We start from the raw sequence: 19,616 nt of genomic DNA, 5'->3' as shown, positions 1-19,616 counted from the left end.
GGTCGCACCGGCTCCGGCGAACGTCCATGGGCCGAATCGTTCCCCCTGTCCGCCCCGGCGCGGGCAGGGGGATTCCTTTTCTTCTACTGAGGGGGATTTTCCTGTGTTGGGTGGATTCCGGCCATCGGCCGGACGGCGACAAGCGAGGGGCCACGTGCCCGGCGCTGTGCGCAAGGCGGTGTCGGCCGCGCTGGCCGTGGCGCTGCTGGGAGGTATGACGGCGCAGGCCGCGGCTGAGGAGCGTACGGGCTCGAAGGCGGACGTCACGCGCCTGCTGGCCGCCCTGCGGAACCAGCCACCGCCGGCGGCTCTCCCGCCGCGTTCCGCGCTCGATGACATCAGCGCGCAACGCGACCGGCAGCTGGTGGAGGACTTCGCCGAGTTCGATGAGGAGGAGGAAGTCCGCGAGGCCGCCCGGAAGGCTCTGGAGAGCACGGAGCCGAACGCGATCAGGGACTTCCTGGAGCGGGGCGAGGCCGAGGCACGCCAGAGGGCCAAGGACAAGCGCGACGCGGCCGACGTCGAGAACCTGCAGAAGATTCAGGCCCTGCGGGGCACGGGAGGCCCGTACTTCAACTCGGAAGTCGAAAGGGTCCTCAAGGGCTCCGCACGGGATCGTGTCGACTTCCTGGCGTTCGGCGCCGAGATCGCCCGACAGCGGGACAGGGCGACGGAGCAGAACGACAAGGAACGCGCGGCAGAGAACCGCACTCGGGTCGAGATGCTCGTCGCCATCGGCGGCCCCGAGGTCAAGCGCGCCGCTCAGGCGGCCCTGGCCACGGGCGACGACAAGGTGATCGCGGAGTTCCTGGCGAACGGCTACCTGGTCGCGGCGCGCAAGGACGCCGATGACCGGGAGGCGCAGGAGAAGGCGCAGAAGGAAGCTCTCGAGGCAGCGGAGAAGCTGCGCAAGCTGGCGGAGGACACCGCCCGCGCGGCCGAGTCGCGTACGAAGCTGATCGCTGCTCATGGCAGGGCGGTGAAAGCGCTCAAGACAACGGCGAACGCGATGAGCTCGGCGGCCGGCCAGTCACGTGAAGCCGATCGGATGCTCGACGCCGACCGTGCCGGCAAGCGCGTCTCGGACTACGGGCCGGTCAAGGCCGAGGTCGCCCGGCAGGTCGACATCGCGCAGACGGCCGCGAAGCAGGCACAGGTGGCGGCACTGCAGGCCAAGGTGCAGGCGGACATCCTGATCGAGACCGGATTGACGTACGGAGTCCAGTGGTCCCAGGTCGCATCCGGCATCTCGGCCGCGGCGGACGCGGCGGCCAAGGCGGCGGCGACAGCTCAGCACGCGGTGGACGCAACAGCCGCCGACGCAGCCGGTCTCAACGCCAAGAACCAAGCCGAGCTCCACGCTCAGCGGGCCGCCAAATGGCGGGCCAACGCCGAGGAGCACGCCAAGGCTGCGGCCCGTCTCGCCGAGGCGGCCGCCAGGCAGGCGAAGATCGCCAAGGAGGCGGCCGCCAAGTCACGCCAGGCCCGCACCGACGCCGAACAGGCCGAAGTGCAGGCATGGGCGCACGCGAAGAAGACTCGCGACGCACGAGTCGAGGCACAGCGCCAGGCGAAGGTCGCATCCGACCAGCGGGCGATCGCCCAGCGAGAGCGCGAGCTGGCGGAGGCCTCGCGGGTACGCGCCGAACAGGAGCGGGACCGTGCCGCGCAGGCCCGGGTGCGTGCGGAAGCGGAGCAGCGTACGGCTGCGGCCAAGCGCGCGGACGCGCAGGCGGCGGCGGCCTTGGCCGCACAAAAGCGCGCCACGGCCCAGGCCCAGGAGACCATTGCCGCGGGCGCCGACGACAAGGCGGCCCTCGCCGAGACGAACGCGCGCAACGCCCGTAACAAGGCGTTCGAGATGGAGCGGCTGCACCGTGCTGAGGAGGCGCGCGCCAACGCGACCGAGGCGCTGGCCGCCAAGGCCGAGGGCACCGAACAGGCCGGGGCCGCCCGCACCGCGGCGGCCGAGGCTCGGGCCGCGGCCAACGCAGCCAAGGGCGCCGCCGGCCAGGCGCGCGATGCCGCTGACGCGGCATCGGGTGCGGCGGTGCGTTCCCGCCAGGCCGCGATCGAGGCCGCCGGCGCTGCGGCGCGAGCCCGCGCCGCAGCCGGTCAGGCCACCGCACACGCCGCGCGAGCCGACGCCGCAGCCAACAAGGCCGAAGCCGCTGCATTCACGGCGAACGCCGCGGCCAACAAGGCCGAAGCCCAGGCTGCGGCCACCCGCGCCGCGACGCAGCGGGCGAACGCCCAGGCGGCTGAGGCCACCGCGCAGGAAGCGCGCGCGGGCACCGCCGCCCACGAAGCCTCCCGAGTGGCCGGGCTGTCCGCGATCCAGGCCAACCAGGCCCTCCAGGCGGCCAACCGCACCAGGGAGGAGGCCGACGGAGCCACCCGTGAAGCGGCCATGGCCCGCGTCCAGGCCACCGTCGCGCTCCAGGCCGCCACGTCGGCGCGTACCAGCGCCGCCGGCATCGCGGACCCGGCCAATTCCGCGATCCTCCTCGTCGCGCCCTTCACCGCCACGGACATGGACGCCGACTTCGCCGCCGAGGTGGCACAGGCAGCTCTGGCCATGGGCCAGGAGGAGGTCACCAAGGCCGAGGCCAGGGCAACCGAGGCAGTCAAGGCCGCCGAAGCGGCGGAAGCCGCCGCAGCACGCGCCAACGCCCAGCTGGCCCCTGCCTTCAAGGCGTCGGCAGCGGCGGCCCGCTCCTCCGCGGACGCCGCACGCTCCGCGGTGGCCGCGATGAAGTCCGCCGCGCAGGCTGCCGAGGACGGAGCCAAGGCCCGTGCGGCAGCCTCCCGAGCCGGCAAGGCCGACGCCCAGGCCCGGGCAGACGTGAAGCTGGCCAACCAGGCCGCCACGCAGGCCTTCGCGGACGCAGCGGCGGCACGCACCGCGGCCACCCAGGCCGAGGCCGAAGCAGAACGCGCCCGCGCCGCCGCCACGGACGCGGACAACCAGGCCACGGCCGCCAACAGCGCGGCCACCCTCGCGGAGAAGGAAGCGAGCACCGCCCAGACCGCGGCAGCCAGGTCGGAGAAGGAGGCACTCGACGCAGCCAGGCTGGCCACCTCGGCGGAGGCACACGCCACATCAGCCGAGACCGCGGCCAAGAACGCCGGCGCGTACGCCAAGGAAGCCGGTGAAGCGGCCAAGAAAGCGGAGGAATATCAGCGCGAAGCGCAACGCAAGGCGCGTCAGGAGGCCGCCAAGACCAAGGAGAAGAGCGACGGCTCACTGCTCGACCTGGAAGACGGCGAGCGTGAGGCACTCGAAGCTGCAGGTATCACCGTCGAGCAGTACGAGGCAGCACGCCAGCTCGCAGAGATGGGCCTCCTCGACTACCTGACGGAGAACGGCGCCGAGATCCTCATCGAACTCGCAGCCGAGGACATTCAGGAGTGCTGGGACGACCCCGACATCCCGACGTGCGTGTGGGCGATCGTCTCGAACCTGCCGTGGGCCAAGGCCGCCAAGCTGGTCAGCAAGCTCCCCAAGATCGGCAAGGTCATCTGGGGCATCGGCGGGTTCCTCGACAGGTCAGCCACCGCGAAGAAGCTGGTCGACAAGAGCGACGAGATCCTCGAGAAGGCGTGGAAGAAGCTCCCGGCATGCGTGACTGACAAGAAGAAGAGCCGCTCCGCGTCACGCGGTGCGGCATTCTTCGCGTACGGCCCGAACCGCTCGTTCGTGCCGATGGCCGATGGAGGCAATGACCCAGGCGGTCTGGGCCTCAAGCGCGAGGAGTACATAGCCAAGCTGATCGGCGGGACGTTGGCCAAGGACGAGAAGGGGCAGGACATCAAGATCGAAATGCCCAACGTCGGCTCCAGCGGCCTCGATGTCATCGGGCCGAACGGTGAGTACGTGTTCGTCGGTGGCGGAGCAAAAGCCAAGAACCCGTCCAAGTTCGGAACCGCACTTAAGATCAACAAATATGCCGCCGACCAGGCTGGCGTGAAGGCGATCTACTACCTTGCCGACAACACGCCGGAATCCGCGATCAAGCAGGCCAAGAAGGTCTTTGGAGAAGACAATGTGCACATCTTCACGCTGCCGAGTTGCTAGCCATGGCTGACGGATTTATTCGCTGGTACCGGGAATCCGCGGCCACGTCGGTCTTCGCGCAGCAGGTGGAGCTTTTCGCTGAGCAAGGGATCGTCCTGCCGCACCCGGTCAGAGGCGTTCCGTTCGTCCTCGACGTCGAGGGCGAGCAGGTGCCCATGGAGCAGGAGGAGCTGGGGCTGCTGCTCGGTCACCGCATCGCCGACATCACGATGACCTGGTGGTTCTCGGCTAACACCAACATCATCGACACGTTCGCCTACGAGCCGCTGGGCTGCGAGATCCAGACACTCTGGCTGGACGGGCTCACATTCGAGGAGGCGGCGCGCGTCGAAGCGGCCGTGACCGTCGCCGCGACGAAGCTGCCAGTGCCCACACGTGCGGTGATCGTCGACCGGCGCGGCATCTCCGATCCGGAGGATTGGGATTCACTCGTGCTGTACGACGGAGACAGAGTCCCCCGCATCCCGGATGTGGTGCTCACCCAGAGCCATATCGCACAGAAGCTCGCAGAGGCGTCCACCGGACTGGCGAGGCAGGAGGCGGGGGCGGGTCTCTGGCAGCTGGCCTGGCCACGGACGGAGTGAGCTGCCACGTCAGTGCCTAGCATCGACTGTTCTTGAGCTCTCTTAGGAAGAGTTCACGCGATCCCGCCCGATCTGATTGATCGGACGGGATCGCGGCGTTCCTGGCTACCAGCAGCTCACGCAGCTTCGGCGGGGCGTCCGCCTCGCGACGCCCGTCCGCTGCCTGCTGGCGAGAAATGAGTCTGTCCGGGGGCCGCGGAGTGACCGTGCACCCAGGTCACGCACGCGATCACCTTCTCCGCGCCGGCCGACGTCGGACAGAGCCGGCATCGAGACCCACTCCATCGTCAGGCGGGTACATCGGCCGCCCCCGCGTCGGCCAGCGGAGCTGCCGCGGTGACTTGTTACCGATGCCATAGGCGGATAATGAGGGGGAATTTGGGATGGGTCTGGGAATTCGCCGACTGAACCGTGTGCAGGACACGGAAGCGGAGTTTGGTGACGACGTGGAGGATTCTTTTCGTGAGATGTGCCAGGGGGCGCCTGAGGACAGCCTGCGTCGTGGTGTCTCACCTTACGATCTGACGATGTTCAACACTCCTCAGCTCGAGCGTTTCGTCGTCGGGCTGGAGCAGCTCCCGGAAGAGGCGAAGACACCTGTGCTGAGACGCGTCATCGAGGAGGCCCACCAGGCGATCCGACGATCGGGCTACCTCCTCTTCATCGGCGACTGACGCTACGAGGGCCCGGTGCCCGTGCTCGCCAGGTTCGCTGGTTTTCCCGGACCAGCGAACCTGCGCGTCGTCAAGGCATGCGAACTGGCGCCAATCAAGCTCGAGGCCTTGCCTCTATAGGCGATGCCGTACTGCGGTTTGAGCTCCTCGTCGAACGCGGCCGCGCGGTCCTGGCATCCGGCGGAGGCCTTCGAGCCGGCCACCCAGCCGCCGTGCCGGGCGGCCTCCAGCGCGTCCTGCTCGGCCTGGCGGCTGGCCTCGGAGTAACCGGGGCGGGAGCATGCCCCGTCCAGCGTGGCGCGCCTTCAGTGATACACCGTCGGGGCGGTCGGTCAGCCGAGCACGGGCGACGGCCGGGTAAGGCAACCTCACCGTTGCTCGTCGTACAGACGCCGTCCGGGCCGTCGAAGATCAGCCGTGGCTCATTCCACCCTCGTGACACGTGTTGCGGGTGTGCATATGGTGACTTGCGAGTACGGCGGACCCTGACCAGGTCCCGCGCCGTACTCATCGGTGACTGGGGGACACCGCCGTCCAAGGGCCGCGCCGTCGTGCCACCCCGCGAGTCGTCTCGCGGCCGCCGGCCACGCGCGCCATGCTTTTGAGCTTCGTTCACAACTGAACTTCCCCCCTCTTCGATCAGGCCCCAGGCCTGGACTGTCGACCGAAGAAGGGTTCTTCATGCGCCCCGGATCAGGGCTGCCCACGTACCGGAACAGAAAATCCGCTCGCTTGACACCTCTCGTCACGTCCGCCGCCGTTCTCGCGTTGCTCGGCGGCCTGGCCGTACAGCCGGGCTCCGTCCCGCTGCGTGCCGAGCCGACCGGCAACACCTATGACTGGCGGGAGGACACCGCCGCCGAGCAGTTGCGTCAGGACCAGTGCCTGATGTCCGACGTGCTGCGGCTGGGCGGTCCCGCGATGACCGCCGCGGCGCAGGACGGCCTGAACCAGCCGGCCGCCACGCTGCACGAGCTCGCCGACCGCACCTACTGGCGGACCACGCCGCTGGGCAACGCGTACGAGAAGGACCGGGCGGCGGCCGCGAAGGAGCTGGCCGCGATCTACGCGCGCCGCGACGCCTGGCAGAAGCCCCTCGCGGGCCTGACCAGCCCCGCGGGCTTCACCGAAGCCAGTTTCCACAAGCCGCCGGGGTCCACGGGCTCGGACGAGAAGGACTTCACCGAGCAGACGGGCCTGGCCCCCTGGATCGGCGACCGGTACTGGAAGGAGGAGAAGGACTTCTACGAGGAGTCCACCCCTCCCGCCGGCACCGCGGCCCGCAAGGCCGTCAGCAAGCTGGGCACCCCGCTGTACGGGACCGAGCCCGACCCCAGGGAGCTGTCCGGGGAGGCCCTGGCCCGGGCGGAAGCCGAGCATGCGGCGTTCAAGTACCTGATCAGCGACTCGGCCTCGAATCCCACCGGCGCGGACGACGCCCGTCAGTTCCTGTCCGCCGGCGGCTTCACGCGCACCGCGCCCGCCCCCGGCACGCCGGAGTTCCGCATCGCGGTGGAGGACCTCAAGACCCGGTTCTCCACCTGCGCCTGGCGTGACCCGCTCGACCCGGCCAACGTGCTCGACGGCGTCACGAAGACCGCCGCCGCGGAGTGGCAGCGGGAGATCTCCGCGCAGGCCGCTCCGCGTAACCAGATCCTCGACACCAACCAGAAGGCCACCAAGGCCCTCGCCGACGGCGCGCAGGCGCTGAGCGAGATGCTGGGCCACTCGTGGGTCGCCGACCACCTGGCCCGCTGGAAGGACTACTGGAAGCCCGGCGGCATCGGCTGGGTCGGCGACAAGCCGGCCGTGATCGAGGTACGGGCGGACCGGGACAAGTGCCTGGACGTCCAGAACGCCAGCACCGCCAACGGCACGCCGGTCCAGGTGTACGCGTGCAACGGCAGCGCCGCCCAGCAGTGGCGGCTGGAGGGTGACGCGCTCGGCCTGCACCTGCGGAACGTCAGGTCGTCCAAGTGCCTGGACGTGGCGGGCGCGGACAACGCCAACGGCACGGCCATCCAGATCTGGACGTGCAACAGCACCCCGGCCCAGACGTGGGAGTACACCACCCACACCACCACGCACCTGAAGAACACCGGCACGGGCAAGTGCCTGGACCTGCGGAACTTCAACGGTGGCTCCGACGCCCGCCTGTGGACGTGCCAGAGCGACGACTCGCAGCGCTTCGTCATCGTGCCGTCCGGCCACAACGGCGAGATGCCGTCCAAGGCCGACTTCGACCAGGCCGACGAGGGCATCGCCGACGCGCAGGCCGGCGCGAAGAAGCAGCTCGCGGTCCTCAAGGCCCGGGCCGCCACGGCCACGGACGCGGCCGAGGCGACCGACACGGCCGCGAAGAAGGCGTACGCGATCGCCGACGACGCTGGCGCCCCGCGCGGCCGCGGTCTGCTGGTCGGCCAGCAAAAGGCCCAGGTCACCAAGGGCGCCGCCGCTGCTCTCGAGGCGATGGTGAAGGCCGGCGAGACGGCCGAGGCCGCCACCCGCGCCTCCGCCGGGGACAGCGAGACGATCACGCAGCGGGCACTGGCCCAGGCCGCGCAGTCGAAGGCGGAGTTCCGCAAGGAAGCCGCCCGCATGGCCGCGGAGCAGGCCGAGGCCGCCGCCGAGTCGGCCAAGGAGCACCGCGACAACGCCAAGAAGAGCGCCGAGACGGCCAAGGCCAAGCTCGGCGAGGCCGTCGAAGCCGAAGCCGACGCCAAGGCCGCAGCCGCCCAGGCCCACGCCAAGCGGCGCGCGGCGGAGGCGGAAGAAGCCACCGCCAAGGCCGAGAAGGCGACCGCCGCGGCCAAGCAGGCCGAAGCCGCCGAGCACAAGAAGAACGCCGAAACCTACGCCACCCAGGCTCAGGCCGCCGGCAAGAAGGCCGACGCGGCCGCCACCACGGCCTCGCAGAAGCGTTCCGCCGCCGAGAAGGCACGCGACAACGCCAAGACCAAGCGCGACGACGCCTGGAACGCCGAACAGAAGGCCAACGCCGCCCGCGCCAAGGCCGACGCCAAGGCCGCCTACGCCGCGTCACTCGACGCCGGCACGGAAGCAGACGCCGCAAGGACCGCCGCCAACCAGGCCGACACATACGCCACCCAGGCCGAAACGGCGGCCGGCAAGGCCCGCGGCGAGGCCGACGCGGCGACGAAGGCCGCCTCGGACGCCGACGCCGCCGCGACCCGGGCCGAGGCGGCCGCCAAGCGCTCGCGCTCCGACGCCGACGCCGCCCAGGCCGAGAAGCTCAAGGCCGACGCCGCGGTACGCACCGCGACCAGCGCCGCGGCCGACGCCCTCGCCGCCTCACAGGACGCCGCCAGGGAAGCCCGGGCGGCCGTCACGCAGGCCGACACGGCGGAGCAGAAGGCCAAGGACGCCAAGTCCCAGGCCGACAAGGCCTCCGACCAGGCGGACAAGGCCCTTGCCGCCTCGGCCAAGGCCACGGGCTACGCCCACGTCACCGCCCAGGCAGCCGTGGACGCGGGCAAGGCCGCCAAGCAGGTCGCCAAGCCCGCCAACGACGCCATCCAGCTCGGTTCCCCCTACATCACCACCGACTCGGCCGCCGGCCTGGTCGTGCTGACCGGCCAGGGCTCCAAGACCATCGCCGAGCAGCAGGAGGCCGTGGCCGACGCCCACGCCAAGAACGCGCAGGAGGAAGCAGAAGCCGCCAAGGAACTGGCCGACGCCGCGAAGGGCGACACCAAGGCCGCCTACGCGTACGCGGCCAAGGCAGCCGAGTACGCCGCCACCGCCCGCACCTACGCCAAGGCAGCCCTCGGCTACTCCGCCGACGCCTCCACGTACGCCGCGAAGGCAGCCGCCTCACTGGCCCGCACCATCGGCCACGACCGCGACGCCACCGCCGACGCACTGGCGGCGGACAAGGCCGCCGGCCGCGCCGAGGGCTACGCCAAGGCCGCCCGCGAGTCCGCAGACCAGGCCGCACTCGACGCCCAGGCGGCCCGCGCCGCGGCAGCGGCGGCCACCACGGCCGCCCAGGAGGCCCGCAAGGCCGCCGACCGCGCCGCCGCCGACGCCACCGCCGCCGAACAAGCGGCCAAGGACGCCGAGAAGTACGCCAAGGAAGCCCAGGAAGCGGCCGACCGGGCCGAGAAGGCCTCAAAGGCGAAGCAGATCAACACCGGAACCGTCCCCGACGCAGCCGGTGCGTCCATCGGCAACATGTTCTACCTCACCGATCGCACCGAGCAGATCGGCGAACCCCAGACCCTGAAGAAGACCGACGGTTGCGAAGGCTGGATCGACGCACTCGTCTACAAGGGCGACTGCACGCTGACCGTGAAGATCCGGTACAAGGCCTTCCTCGACCTGTACCTGTGCACCGCAGAGATCCTGGACCCGACGAAGGCGACCTGCCCGGCTGACGAGACTGTCTACCTGGGCGAATACCCGACGGACGAGCTGTCTCAGGAGATCACGCACAACATCACGATCGGCGAGTACCAGGCCGGCGTCGACCCGGTGGACATCCTCTTCGGGCACTGGATCAAGTGCGTCCAGTTGTGGCCCGGCGGCCAGAGCGGAAGCTGGGGCGGATGCGGGTGGGCCGGCGTGGACGTCGCGCTGTTGTTCTCGGGCAAGATCCTTCGGCCTATCGCCGACGGCATCGCCGCTCTCGACGCCGCCATGCGTACTGGAATCGGCATCGCCGACGCCGCACGGGCGCTGAAGTCCCTGAGGATCAACCCGCAGGCCCTGGCAGCCATCGAGTACAAGGCCAACATGGCTGAAGCGATCTTCACCTCATGCAGGACGAACAGCTTCCCGGGCCACACTTCCGTGCTGATGGCAGACGGATCGCATCGCCCGATCAGCATGCTCCGGGTGGGTGACGCGGTACTGGCCGGGGACCCGGCCACCGGGACCGCCCGCCCCGAGCCGGTCACCGATACCTTCCAGCACCCCGCGGACAAGCTCGTCACCATCAGCCTCGCCGACGGCAGCAGCCTGGACACCACGCCCGGGCACAAGATCTATGCCAAGAAGCGCGGATGGGTTCTCGCCTCGGAACTGCGCGCGGGAGACTGGCTGTTCCGTCCCGACGGGGAGGCGATTGCCGTAACGGGGGTGCGCGGCGAGACAGACGCGTTCTCCCAGGAGGTCTATGACCTCACGGTCAGCGGTCTGCACACTTTCTATGTTCGAGCTGAAGGATCAAAGGCGTCAGATGTGCTCGTGCACAACTGCCTGAATCTGAGCGACGAACTGCTTCCGAACCTCCGCAAATTCAGGGAATCGGGCGAAATGCACGCCCTTCAAAAGCACGTTACCCCGACGCCGGAGGAAGCGTTCGAACTGGCCCGGAAGACGGGGAAGCCGAACACGATATGGACCAGCCAGGAGATTGCCCAGCAAGCCATCGAGCGCGTGGTGGCGGACCACTTCAGTACGATAAAGAATGGCCGAAGAGTGATAGATCAAGCAAAATGGAAGGCCTTTGAAAAGACAGTGGCCGCGGCACCGGATGGCTCCCTGGTGCTGGACACCACAGGGCGCTGGACTGCCTATCCTTCCCTGGGAAAGGTTTACCACGCAGACGGTGTGACTGTGACGAACGCCGGTAACGGGGTCAGGGTGAAGTTGCTGAGAGTGAAGAGCCACAGAGGTCAGGGGCGTGGTGGATTCGCCATCATGACTGCATATCCGACGGGGGTGGCTCCGTGAGCCAGGAACGTCCTGCATACTACCAACTCGGCTACGGCGACGATTTTGGTCTGAGCGCCCTGACCGAACGCCTTGGCCTTGCCGGTTCAAGCACTGGCCTGGCGGCCGCGCTCGGGTACGCGGAGGAGATCGCCGACCAGTCCGACGGGGAGGAGGCCATCGAACTTGGCGAGGATGCTCGTCGGCTGCTGGCTTCCGAGCTTCCGGAGCGAGTCCTGTCCACCGTGTGGCTGGCCGCCTCGGGGCATGCCTTCGACCTGCGCGACCATGGGATGAGCGTCCGTGACTGGTTGGAGAGGGTCTCGGAGGTTTCGACGGCACGGCTCCGGCAGAACAAGCGCTCCTATGGGCCGCCTCCGGTGCGGCCCGTGCGGGACGTGGGACTGTGCGAGGCGGTCGTGGCAGAGATCCGGGCCAGCGCCCCGGCTCTTGCCCACGCTTCGTCGCGGCAACCGGACCTCGTCGATGCTCTGGAGCAGGTGGTGACCGGTGCCGACGGTGACCTCGGCTTGCGGCTGTTCCTTCGCGCGCTCAAGACGTCCTCCGTGTCCGTCTCGCATGAGCAGTACCGCCGTCTGCTGGCCCTGAGCTGGCAGTTCGGCTTTCCCCCGGCGGTCGTGCACGACGGCCTCACCATCAGCTGGCCGCCGGTCAGTACCGCCCGACAGGGGGTCGACCAGGACTTTGGACTCTCCCAGCTCTCCAGGCTGTTCACGGCAGGATGGCATTACCGCACTCCTCGCGCGGCCCTCGAAATCGCCGTGACGTACGACGGCTACGAGCGCCCTCCGGGCTCCGAGGCTGCCATCGTGCTGGAGGACACCCGCCGGATGCTCGACTCCGGTCTGTCCGACGACACGATCACCCTGCTGTGGCTGGCGGCGACGGACCGGGGCTACAACCTCGACATGTTCGACATCGGCGGTCGGGAGTGGCTGGAGCAGGTCGTGGAGTTGTCCGAGGCACGGCTGGCCGAGGTCGCACCCGCCTACGTCCCCGCGACCTCGGCAGTCCGCACCGACACCAGAGATGCGGTCCTGCGCGAGATCCGGGAGCAGGCACCGTCCGCCGCAGGCGTTGCGATCAGCCCCGAGTTCCGCCCTCTGCAGGGCACCGCGGTGTTCGGCGCGCTGGAACAGGTCGTCATCCAGGTCGACCCCGACCTGGGGTTCCGGCTGTTCCTGCGGACCCTGCAGGTCCTGCAGCTGCCGGTCACCGAGGAGCAGTACACCCGATACAAGAGCCTCAGCAGCCTCTTCGAGTACGGCGAAACCCACCTCCTCTTCTCGATCGACCACCTGGTGCAGCGCACCTGACTCACCTGCCTGATCCGATACGCGCCCAGGGTGCCCCTCCCGCGGGAGGGGCGCCCGCGCCATTCACCCCGGAGCCGCCCCGGCTCTCAGGGCCCGTGCCGCGAGGCCTCATAGGCGGAGAGAGCGAGCAGGAACTCGGTCAGGTGATGACCCGTCGCCGGCGAGTGGGTGACGGCGTCGGCCGAGAGTGCGGGGGCGAGGTTCTCCAGGTCCGGGTGGATGGCCGCGACGGCACGCACGATGCGGATGAGCGATTGGGGTTCGAGCGGGCGCCCGTTGACGGTGGTGAAGACGTGCCCGGTGTCCGGGACGGCTGCGGCGCGGTGCGGGAGGTACTCCTCGATCGCGCGGACGCCGTCGTGGTGGATGGCCCCAGGACTGAATGCGCCGATCCCTTCAAGCCCGCCCAGCTGCAACTCGCCGGCCAGCAGGCCGGTGTCGATCTCGGCTGGGCCGACCTTCTTGCGGCCCATGAGGTCAGGCAGCGACCTGAGCGCGTCCAGTACGGCCTCGCCCTCGGGGGTGGCGCCGAAGTCGACGACCGCGACTGTGACCGCCGGGGCATGCGCGCCCCGGTGCCGGCCGTCGGGGACGGCGCGCTCGGCTTCTGGAAGGCCCCGGCCGAGGTGCTCCCCGACGCGAACAATGATGCTGGGTTCACGAACCGTAAATGTTCTCGGTTCCCTGCCGAAGTCGGCCCAGCCCGCGGCCAACCGCGCGATCCAGGACATCTACAACGCCGAGGACAAGGATCAGGCCCGCGAAGCCGTCGCCGCGTTCACCCGGCAGTACAACGCGAAAGATCCCAAGCCGGTCAAGAAGACCACGGACGACGAGGGCGAGCTGCCGGCGCCCCGAGACCCTCGCGGGGTGAGCAGCCTCAGCCGATCCGCAGGGGAGCAGAGGCCGGGAGGATCTCAGGCGCTCGTGCGCCGTACGTGCAGGTGGCCATCGCGGGGGAAGGAGGGCGGCGCCGCGGGCAGGACGCTGTCGAAGTCGTACCGGCTCTTCTGTGCAACCCGGCACGATGCCAGGTTGTCCACCTGGTGCAGGAGTTCGAGACGCTCCAGCCCGTCGCCCTCGAAGGTGTCGAAGGCCCAGCTGGTGAGTGCTTCCAGAGCGCGGGGGGCCACTCCCCGCCCGCGAGCGTGCGCCGCGGTCCAGTAGCCCACCTCGGCCGCCGGTTTGCCGGAGACGACTTCCTTGAGGACCACGTTGCCCACCAACTGTGCTCGAACTGAGCCGGGTTGTGCCTCGAGGACGGCGAAGCCGAACCGACTCCCCGCTGCCCAGCCCCGCTGCTGGGCCTGCACCCACCGTGCCCCGTCAGCATCGTTGTCCACGACAGTGCTCGCCCACTGGCGCAATGCGGGATCCCGGCTCGCCTCGACCAGCGCGGGGATGTCCTCCATGAGCCAGGGGCGAAGAACGAGAGCGGGAGAGGCCGTCGTCGCGGCCACCTGAAGTACGACGGGGGCATTCACCAACCGATCATATGTGGCGGCGTTTTCACCCGACGCCAGCCGCGTCCGGCCCGTGCCGCCTTGCGACCACCCCGTCATTGCCGTGTCCGGACGTGCAGAGCCTGGACGGACCAGTCGAACACCGGCGCCAGACTCTCCGGGGCCGGCCAGCCGTTGACCACTGCGAGCAGCTGGAGGTATCGCTCCCTGCGCGGATCGTTGACGCTCTCCAGCCGAGTCGCCAGCCGGCGGCGAAGCGCGACGTCGTCGGGGTGGCCGAGGAGATGCGCGTAGTGCGCCGTGAACGCCGCGACGATCGGATCGGCCTGGGGCGAGGCCGGGTCGACTCCAGCCGTCAGGGCCGGGCCGGCCTGTTCACGGACGACTGCGGCAATGTCGCGGCGCGGGCCCATCGTGTGGTTGCGGGCCTGCTCGGCTGCCTGGTCCTCGGCCATCCGCCGCATGACGGCACGGAAATCCGGGTCCAGGGACATTTCAGCCAACTCCACCCACGCCTGGACCTGCTCCCCCTCCGGGTCGTCAGGCAACTCGGGGGTCATCGAGCGCATGACCCCCCGGAATGCGGGGGCGGCGTCAAGACCGCCGAAAGCGGCGTCGAGGAAATCGCCGATCAGACGTCGGCGTTCGTCCTCGGAGAGCTGGGCCAACCGGTGCATGAGTTCCGTCTCCTCAGGGGTGGACCCGCGCTCGGCCACCGCCGTCATCACCGCGCGCCGCAAACGGAGGACGCGGATCTGCACTGCCAGTGCTTCGGCATGTGCCGCGGCGACCTCGGGAAGCGAGAGCTCGCGGTCCACGACCTTGCGGATCGTGGGAAGGTCCAGTCCCAGCTCGCGCAGGGTCCGCACGAGGTCCAGGCGTGCGACGGCGTCGATGCTGTAGAGGCGGTAGCCGGCCGGGCTGCGGTCCGTCGGCGCCACGATTCCGCGATCGGAGTAGAACCGAATGGTCTTGACCGTGAGACCGGTCCGCCGAGCGAGCTCGCCGATCGAGTAGAGCGTGTCGCCGTCCATGCCCCCACCTTTGCGTCTCCCCCTACTGGAGACTCAAGCCCCTATGCCTGCCGGCAGCCAACCACTCCTCATCCACAAGTCTTGACGGGCGCGGTGTTCCAGGCCGGCAGAGTCGAGCCTGGCTGAGTCTGGCCGGCCTCATCGTGGTCGTCCGCGTCGTGGGACTCCCGGCGCGCAGTGAGATCCTCGGAGGCACGGCCGAATCCGGAACTGTCCCCGTGGCGCGGGGGAAGGGCTTCGGGCCGGCGGCGGGCTTTCCGGGAGGTCCGCAGAGCAGTACAGGCCAAGGGGCGTCGCGTCGCGCCGGCTCCCTCGGGGGCCTGAGGCCCGTCGGTCAGGTTCGGTAGGGGTGCAGGGTGACGTTCTGCGACCGGACGCTGATCTCCACCCAGGACTCGTCCGTGCCGTCGGGGACGGGTGGTGCCAGGTCGAACAGCACGGGCCAGTCGCCCATCCGGAGGTGGGCCGCGCCGTCTTCCGTGAGGCGGAGGAGGCCGCGCATGATCACCTGGTCGCCCTCCTGGCGGAGTTCCGCCTCGGAGGCCGGGGCGGGCCGGGTGTTCCGGCCCCAGTGGATGTCCTCGTCGACGGTCCATTCGACGAGGTGCCGGCCGTCTGCCTCCTGGGGGTCACCGCCCCAGATCACCACGGCGGACCCGATGGTGGTGAGGACCTGAACCGTCATGGGCTGCCGGGGGTCCTGCGGCAGGCTCTGCGTGTGGACGTGCACCGGCTCATCATCCACGACGGCCGTTCCGGGACCGCTCCGGCTTCGGGTGGGTGGGGGAGCGGGTGTTGTGGGTGGGGTGGGTGGGCGGTCAGAATCGGGGGGTGACGCTGACTGTGGCCGAGGCCGACAAGATCCTTGCTGACAACTTCGCTCCCTGGGTGCTCGCGCTCGGGCTCGCCGTGACCGAGACCGGCGAGCGCCACGCCGTGTTGCGGCTGCCCTGGTCCGACCAACTGGCCCGGGACGGCGGCGGGCTGTCCGGGCAGGCCATGATGGCCGCCGCCGACACCGCCACGGTGATCGCGATCTCGGCCGCCCGCGGTGCGTACGGTCCGATGACCACCGTCCAGCAGTCGACCAGCTTCCAGCGCCCCGTCGTCGGCGCCGACCTGCTCGTGCGCGTGGACGTCACCAAGCTCGGCAAGCGGATGGCCTTCGCCGACGTCACCATGACCGCCGAGGGCGCCGAGGAACCGGCCGCCCGCGCCTCCACGGTCTACGCCCTGCTCGGCTGACGGCAGGAAAAGCACGTGCCGGGTGCGGGGGCGTGCGGTTAGCGTTCCGTCACCCCGCCGCCCGCACCGGGCGGCCCCGTGACCGAGAGCGAAGAGAACCATGACCGGCCGCCGAGCGACGACGACCCTGTGGCGCCCCACCGGCCCCCGCGAGCTGGCGCTCGTCGCGGAGCTCGGCTGGCGGGCCTGGCCGCCCCGGCTGCCGGACCAGCCGATCTTCTACCCCGTGCTCAACGAGGACTACGCGGTCAGGATCGCCCGCGACTGGAACGTCCCGCACAGCGGGGCCGGGTTCGTCACCCGCTTCGAGGTGGACAGCGAGTTCCTCGCACGCTATCCCGTGCGGCAGGCCGGCGGGCAGACGATCCTGGAGCTCTGGGTGCCGGCCGAGGAGCTGGACGAGTTCAACGCCCACATCGTCGGGCGGATACGGGTCGTCCGGGAGTTCCGCTGACACCCGGTCGGGTGGCGGGTCAGGGCGACTTGAGGCCCAGGATGCCCGCCGCCGCCTCGCGCATCTCCACCTTGCGGACCTTCCCGGTGACCGTCATCGGGAAGGCGTCCACCACGTGCACGTACCGCGGGACCTCGAAGTGTGCGAGCCGCCCCCGGCAGTACGCGCGGACCGTCTCCGCCGTGAGCGGCTCGGCGCCCTCCCGCATCCGCACCCACGCCATCAGCTCCTCGCCGTACTTCTCGTCCGGCACGCCGATCACCTGGACGTCGAGCACGTCGGGGTGGCCGTGGAGGAACTCCTCGATCTCGCGCGGGTAGAGGTTCTCCCCGCCCCTGATCACCATGTCCTTGATCCGCCCGGTGATGGCGAGGTACCCGTCCTCGTCCATCACGGCCAGGTCCCCGGTGTGCATCCAGCGGGCCGCGTCCACCGCCTCGGCGGTCTTCTCCGGCTCGCCCCAGTAGCCGAGCATCACCGAGTACCCGCGGGTGCACAGCTCGCCCGGCGTGCCGCGCGGCACCGTCAGGCCGGTGTCCGGGTCGACGACCTTCACCTCCAGGTGCGGCCCCACCCGGCCCACCGTGGACACCCGGCGCTCGACCGGGTCGTCCACCCGGGTCTGCGTCGAGACCGGGGAGGTCTCCGTCATGCCGTAGCAGATGGACACCTCCGCCATTCCCATCCGCCCGATGACCTCCTTCATCACCTCGGTCGGGCAGGGCGAGCCGGCCATGATCCCGGTGCGCAGGCTGGACAGGTCGTACGAGTCGAAGCCCGGGTCCGCCAGTTCGGCGATGAACATGGTCGGCACCCCGTACAGCGAGGTGCAGGACTCGGCGGCCACCGCGGCGAGCGTGGCCGCCGGGTCGAAGGCCGGGGCCGGGATGACCATCGTGGCGCCGTGGCTGGTGCACGCCAGGTTGCCCATCACCATGCCGAAGCAGTGGTAGAAGGGCACCGGGATGCAGACCCGGTCCCGCTCGGTGTACCCCAGCAACTCGCCCACGAAGAAGCCGTTGTTGAGGATGTTGTGGTGCGACAGCGTGGCGCCCTTGGGGAAGCCGGTGGTGCCCGACGTGTACTGGATGTTGACCGGGTCGTCCGGGCTCAGCGCCGCCTGCGCGGCGGCCAGCACGGCCGGGTCCGCGCGCCGGCCCTCGGCCAGCACGCCGTCCCACCGCTCGGAGCCGAGCAGCAGCACGTGTTCGAGGGCCGGGCAGCGGGGTGACACCTCCTCGATCATCCCCGCGTAGTCGGAGGTCCTGAACCGGTCGGCCGCGGCCAGCAGCCGGACCCCGGACTGGTTGAGCACGTACTCCAGCTCGTGCGCCCGGTACGCCGGGTTGACGGTCACCAGCACCGCCCCGATCTTGGCGGTGGCGTACTGCACGAGGGTCCACTCGGCCCGGTTGGGCGCCCAGATGCCGACCCGGTCGCCCTTGGCGATGCCCAGCCCCAGCAGGCCCAGGGCCAGCGCGTCGACGTCGGCCGCCAGTTCCGCGTATGTCCACCGGCGCCCGGTGTCGCGCTCGACCAGGGCGTCCCGGTCCGGGAACGCCCGTACCGCCCGGTCGAAGTCGTCCCCGATCGTGCGGCCCAGCAGCGGGACCCGCGAGGGCCCGGACGCGTAACTCGGGGCGATCGGCACGGCGTACCTCCTGGAACGACGGGACTGCGGTGAGCGCTTCATGATCCCCGCCGGGCGCGGGCCGGGGCCAGACCCCGGACGGGTCGGATCGAGACAGCCTGCGGCGACGCCCGGCGGCGGGCGCCGCGCCCTGCGTACGGTGACGGCCACGGGTGTCTCGCGGAGGAGGGCGCGGTGCGCAGGATCGCGATCGTCGGGGCGGGCCAGGCGGGGCTGCACCTCGCGCTGGGGCTGCAACGGCACGGATACGACGTGACGCTGACGGCCGCACGGACCGCCGGCCAGGTCAGGGACGGCCACCCGCTGTCCACCCAGGCCATGTTCGGCCCGGCCCGGAGTCTGGAGCGCGCCCTCGGCCTGGACCTCTGGGCGGAACGCACGCCGCTGGTACGGGACATGACCTTCGCCCTGGCCGGCCCGGACGGCGCCCGGCTCACCGGGTTCGGGACGCGGCTCGACGACGGCCAGCAGTCGGTGGACCAGCGCGTGAAGCTGCCGGCCTGGCTGGAGCTCTTCGAGGAGCGGGGCGGCCGGACCGAGTACCGCACCGTGGACCGCGACGGGCTGGCCCGGCTGGCGGCCGGCCACGACCTGACGCTGGTGGCCGCCGGGCGGGGCGGGCTGTCCGCCCTGTTCCCGGCCGACGCCGCCCACTCGCCGTACGAGAAGCCGCAGCGCACCCTCGCCTGCGGATACCTGCACGGCGTGGGCACCCCGCCCGGGCCGGGCGCCGAACACGCCAGGATCACCGCGGTGACCGGCTGCGGCGAACTCTTCCTGCAGCCCGCCCTCACCCTGTCCGGCCCCTGCACGATCCTGCTGTGGGAGGCCGTGCCCGGCGGGCCGCTGGACGTGTTCGCCGACCGGCCCGGCCCCGCGGCCTTCCTGGAGCGGACCCTGGGCCTGCTGCGCCGGCACGTCCCCTGGGAGTACGAGTGGTGCCGCGGCGCCGAACCCACCGACGCCCGCGCCACCCTGTACGGCGCGCTCACCCCCCGGGTGCGTCACCCCGTCGCGCTGCCCGCGCCCGGCAGCCCCGTCCTCGGCATGGCCGACACCCTCGTGCTGAACGACCCGGTCACCGGCCAGGGCGCGAACAACGCCGCCCGCTGCGCCGCCACGTACCTCCGCGAGATCCTCGCGCACGGGGGACGCGCCTTCGACGAGGCGTGGATGCGGCGCACCCACGCCCTGTTCTGGGAGCACGCCCGGTACAGCGTCGCGTTCACGAACCTGATGCTCCAGGCCCCGCCCCCGCCGCACGTCCAGCGGGTGCTGGGGGCCGCCGCGGCCGTCCCGTCCGTGGCGGACCGGTTCGCGGCGGCCTACGCCGATCCGGCCGGGCTCGAGGACTGGCTCCTCGACCCGGACCGGACCGACGCGTGGCTGGCCGCGCGGGCCGCGCGGCCTTCCTGAAGTC

General features: G+C 70.5%; 12 protein-coding genes and 1 pseudogene. 8 read left to right on the top strand and 5 right to left on the bottom strand.

Annotation, left to right across the window (positions count from 1 at the left end):
* Positions 1-154: 154 nt before the first annotated feature.
* The 5 genes from ACIQUQ_RS19650 to ACIQUQ_RS19630 all read left to right on the top strand — a co-directional run bounded on the left by ACIQUQ_RS19650 (position 155) and on the right by ACIQUQ_RS19630 (position 12,349).
* Positions 155-4,078, top strand: a complete 3,924-nt coding sequence (locus tag ACIQUQ_RS19650) for a hypothetical protein (RefSeq protein ID WP_403977315.1) — start codon at positions 155-157, stop codon at positions 4,076-4,078.
* 2 nt (positions 4,079-4,080) lie between these two features.
* Entirely contained in the window at positions 4,081-4,662 is a 582-nt protein-coding gene (locus tag ACIQUQ_RS19645) for a hypothetical protein (RefSeq protein WP_403977313.1), read from the top strand.
* A 527-nt stretch (positions 4,663-5,189) separates the two neighbouring features.
* Positions 5,190-5,336 (top strand): hypothetical protein, encoded by a 147-nt coding sequence (locus tag ACIQUQ_RS19640; protein ID WP_403977311.1) that lies wholly within the window; start codon positions 5,190-5,192, stop codon positions 5,334-5,336.
* Positions 5,337-6,017: 681 nt separating this feature from the next.
* Positions 6,018-11,033 carry an RICIN domain-containing protein gene (locus ACIQUQ_RS19635; protein ID WP_403977309.1) on the top strand — a complete coding sequence of 1,672 codons (5,016 nt, stop codon included), beginning with the start codon at positions 6,018-6,020 and terminating at the stop codon, positions 11,031-11,033.
* Positions 11,030-12,349, top strand: coding sequence for a hypothetical protein (locus ACIQUQ_RS19630; protein WP_403977307.1), 1,320 nt, complete (start codon positions 11,030-11,032; stop codon positions 12,347-12,349). The genes ACIQUQ_RS19635 and ACIQUQ_RS19630 overlap by 4 nt, the downstream gene beginning before the upstream one ends.
* Before the next feature lie 419 nt (positions 12,350-12,768).
* Here ACIQUQ_RS19630 and ACIQUQ_RS19625 read toward each other — a convergent pair.
* The 4 genes and pseudogenes from ACIQUQ_RS19625 to ACIQUQ_RS19610 form a co-directional block, all read right to left on the bottom strand.
* A pseudogene (locus ACIQUQ_RS19625) lies at positions 12,769-12,957 on the bottom strand (hypothetical protein); the annotation flags it as partial.
* A 309-nt stretch (positions 12,958-13,266) separates the two neighbouring features.
* Positions 13,267-13,809, bottom strand: a complete 543-nt coding sequence (locus ACIQUQ_RS19620; protein ID WP_403977422.1) for a GNAT family N-acetyltransferase — start codon at positions 13,807-13,809, stop codon at positions 13,267-13,269.
* A 98-nt stretch (positions 13,810-13,907) separates the two neighbouring features.
* On the bottom strand, positions 13,908-14,846 hold the full coding sequence (locus tag ACIQUQ_RS19615; RefSeq protein WP_403977305.1) for a MerR family transcriptional regulator: 939 nt from the start codon (positions 14,844-14,846) through the stop codon (positions 13,908-13,910).
* Between the two features lie 334 nt (positions 14,847-15,180).
* Positions 15,181-15,576, bottom strand: coding sequence for a hypothetical protein (locus ACIQUQ_RS19610; RefSeq protein ID WP_403977303.1), 396 nt, complete (start codon positions 15,574-15,576; stop codon positions 15,181-15,183).
* Between the two features lie 101 nt (positions 15,577-15,677).
* On the opposite strand from ACIQUQ_RS19610, the gene ACIQUQ_RS19605 reads away from it, so the two are divergent.
* Positions 15,678-16,091 carry a PaaI family thioesterase gene (locus tag ACIQUQ_RS19605; protein ID WP_403977301.1) on the top strand — a complete coding sequence of 138 codons (414 nt, stop codon included), beginning with the start codon at positions 15,678-15,680 and terminating at the stop codon, positions 16,089-16,091.
* Between the two features lie 100 nt (positions 16,092-16,191).
* The gene (locus tag ACIQUQ_RS19600; RefSeq protein WP_403977299.1) at positions 16,192-16,545 is read left to right on the top strand and encodes a hypothetical protein; all 354 of its coding nucleotides are present in this window, start codon (positions 16,192-16,194) and stop codon (positions 16,543-16,545) included.
* 19 nt (positions 16,546-16,564) lie between these two features.
* Here the strand turns inward: ACIQUQ_RS19600 and ACIQUQ_RS19595 are convergent, their stop codons facing one another.
* Complete coding sequence (locus tag ACIQUQ_RS19595) at positions 16,565-18,238, bottom strand: AMP-binding protein (RefSeq protein ID WP_403977297.1); 1,674 nt, start codon at positions 18,236-18,238, stop codon at positions 16,565-16,567.
* A gap of 132 nt (positions 18,239-18,370) precedes the next feature.
* On the opposite strand from ACIQUQ_RS19595, the gene ACIQUQ_RS19590 reads away from it, so the two are divergent.
* Complete coding sequence (locus tag ACIQUQ_RS19590) at positions 18,371-19,612, top strand: styrene monooxygenase/indole monooxygenase family protein (protein ID WP_403977295.1); 1,242 nt, start codon at positions 18,371-18,373, stop codon at positions 19,610-19,612.
* The last annotated feature ends 4 nt before the right edge of the window (positions 19,613-19,616 follow it).

It is taken from the genome of Streptomyces sp. NPDC101118, from assembly GCF_044759445.1.
Lineage (GTDB): Bacteria > Actinomycetota > Actinomycetes > Streptomycetales > Streptomycetaceae > Streptomyces.
The sequence above is the reverse complement of the archived record's forward strand: the minus strand, read 5'-3'. Positions and strand labels throughout refer to the sequence as shown.

Bases quoted from the DNA above. Each gene is read 5' to 3' on its own strand.
- ACIQUQ_RS19645 (WP_403977313.1), top strand. From the start codon at position 4,081: ATGGCTGACGGATTTATTCGCTGGTACCGGGAATCCGCGGCCACGTCG.
- ACIQUQ_RS19640 (WP_403977311.1), top strand. From the start codon at position 5,190: ATGTTCAACACTCCTCAGCTCGAGCGTTTCGTCGTCGGGCTGGAGCAG.
- ACIQUQ_RS19635 (WP_403977309.1), top strand. From the start codon at position 6,018: ATGCGCCCCGGATCAGGGCTGCCCACGTACCGGAACAGAAAATCCGCT.
- ACIQUQ_RS19615 (WP_403977305.1), bottom strand. From the start codon at position 14,846: ATGGACGGCGACACGCTCTACTCGATCGGCGAGCTCGCTCGGCGGACC.
- ACIQUQ_RS19600 (WP_403977299.1), top strand. From the start codon at position 16,192: ATGACCGGCCGCCGAGCGACGACGACCCTGTGGCGCCCCACCGGCCCC.
- ACIQUQ_RS19595 (WP_403977297.1), bottom strand. From the start codon at position 18,238: ATGAAGCGCTCACCGCAGTCCCGTCGTTCCAGGAGGTACGCCGTGCCG.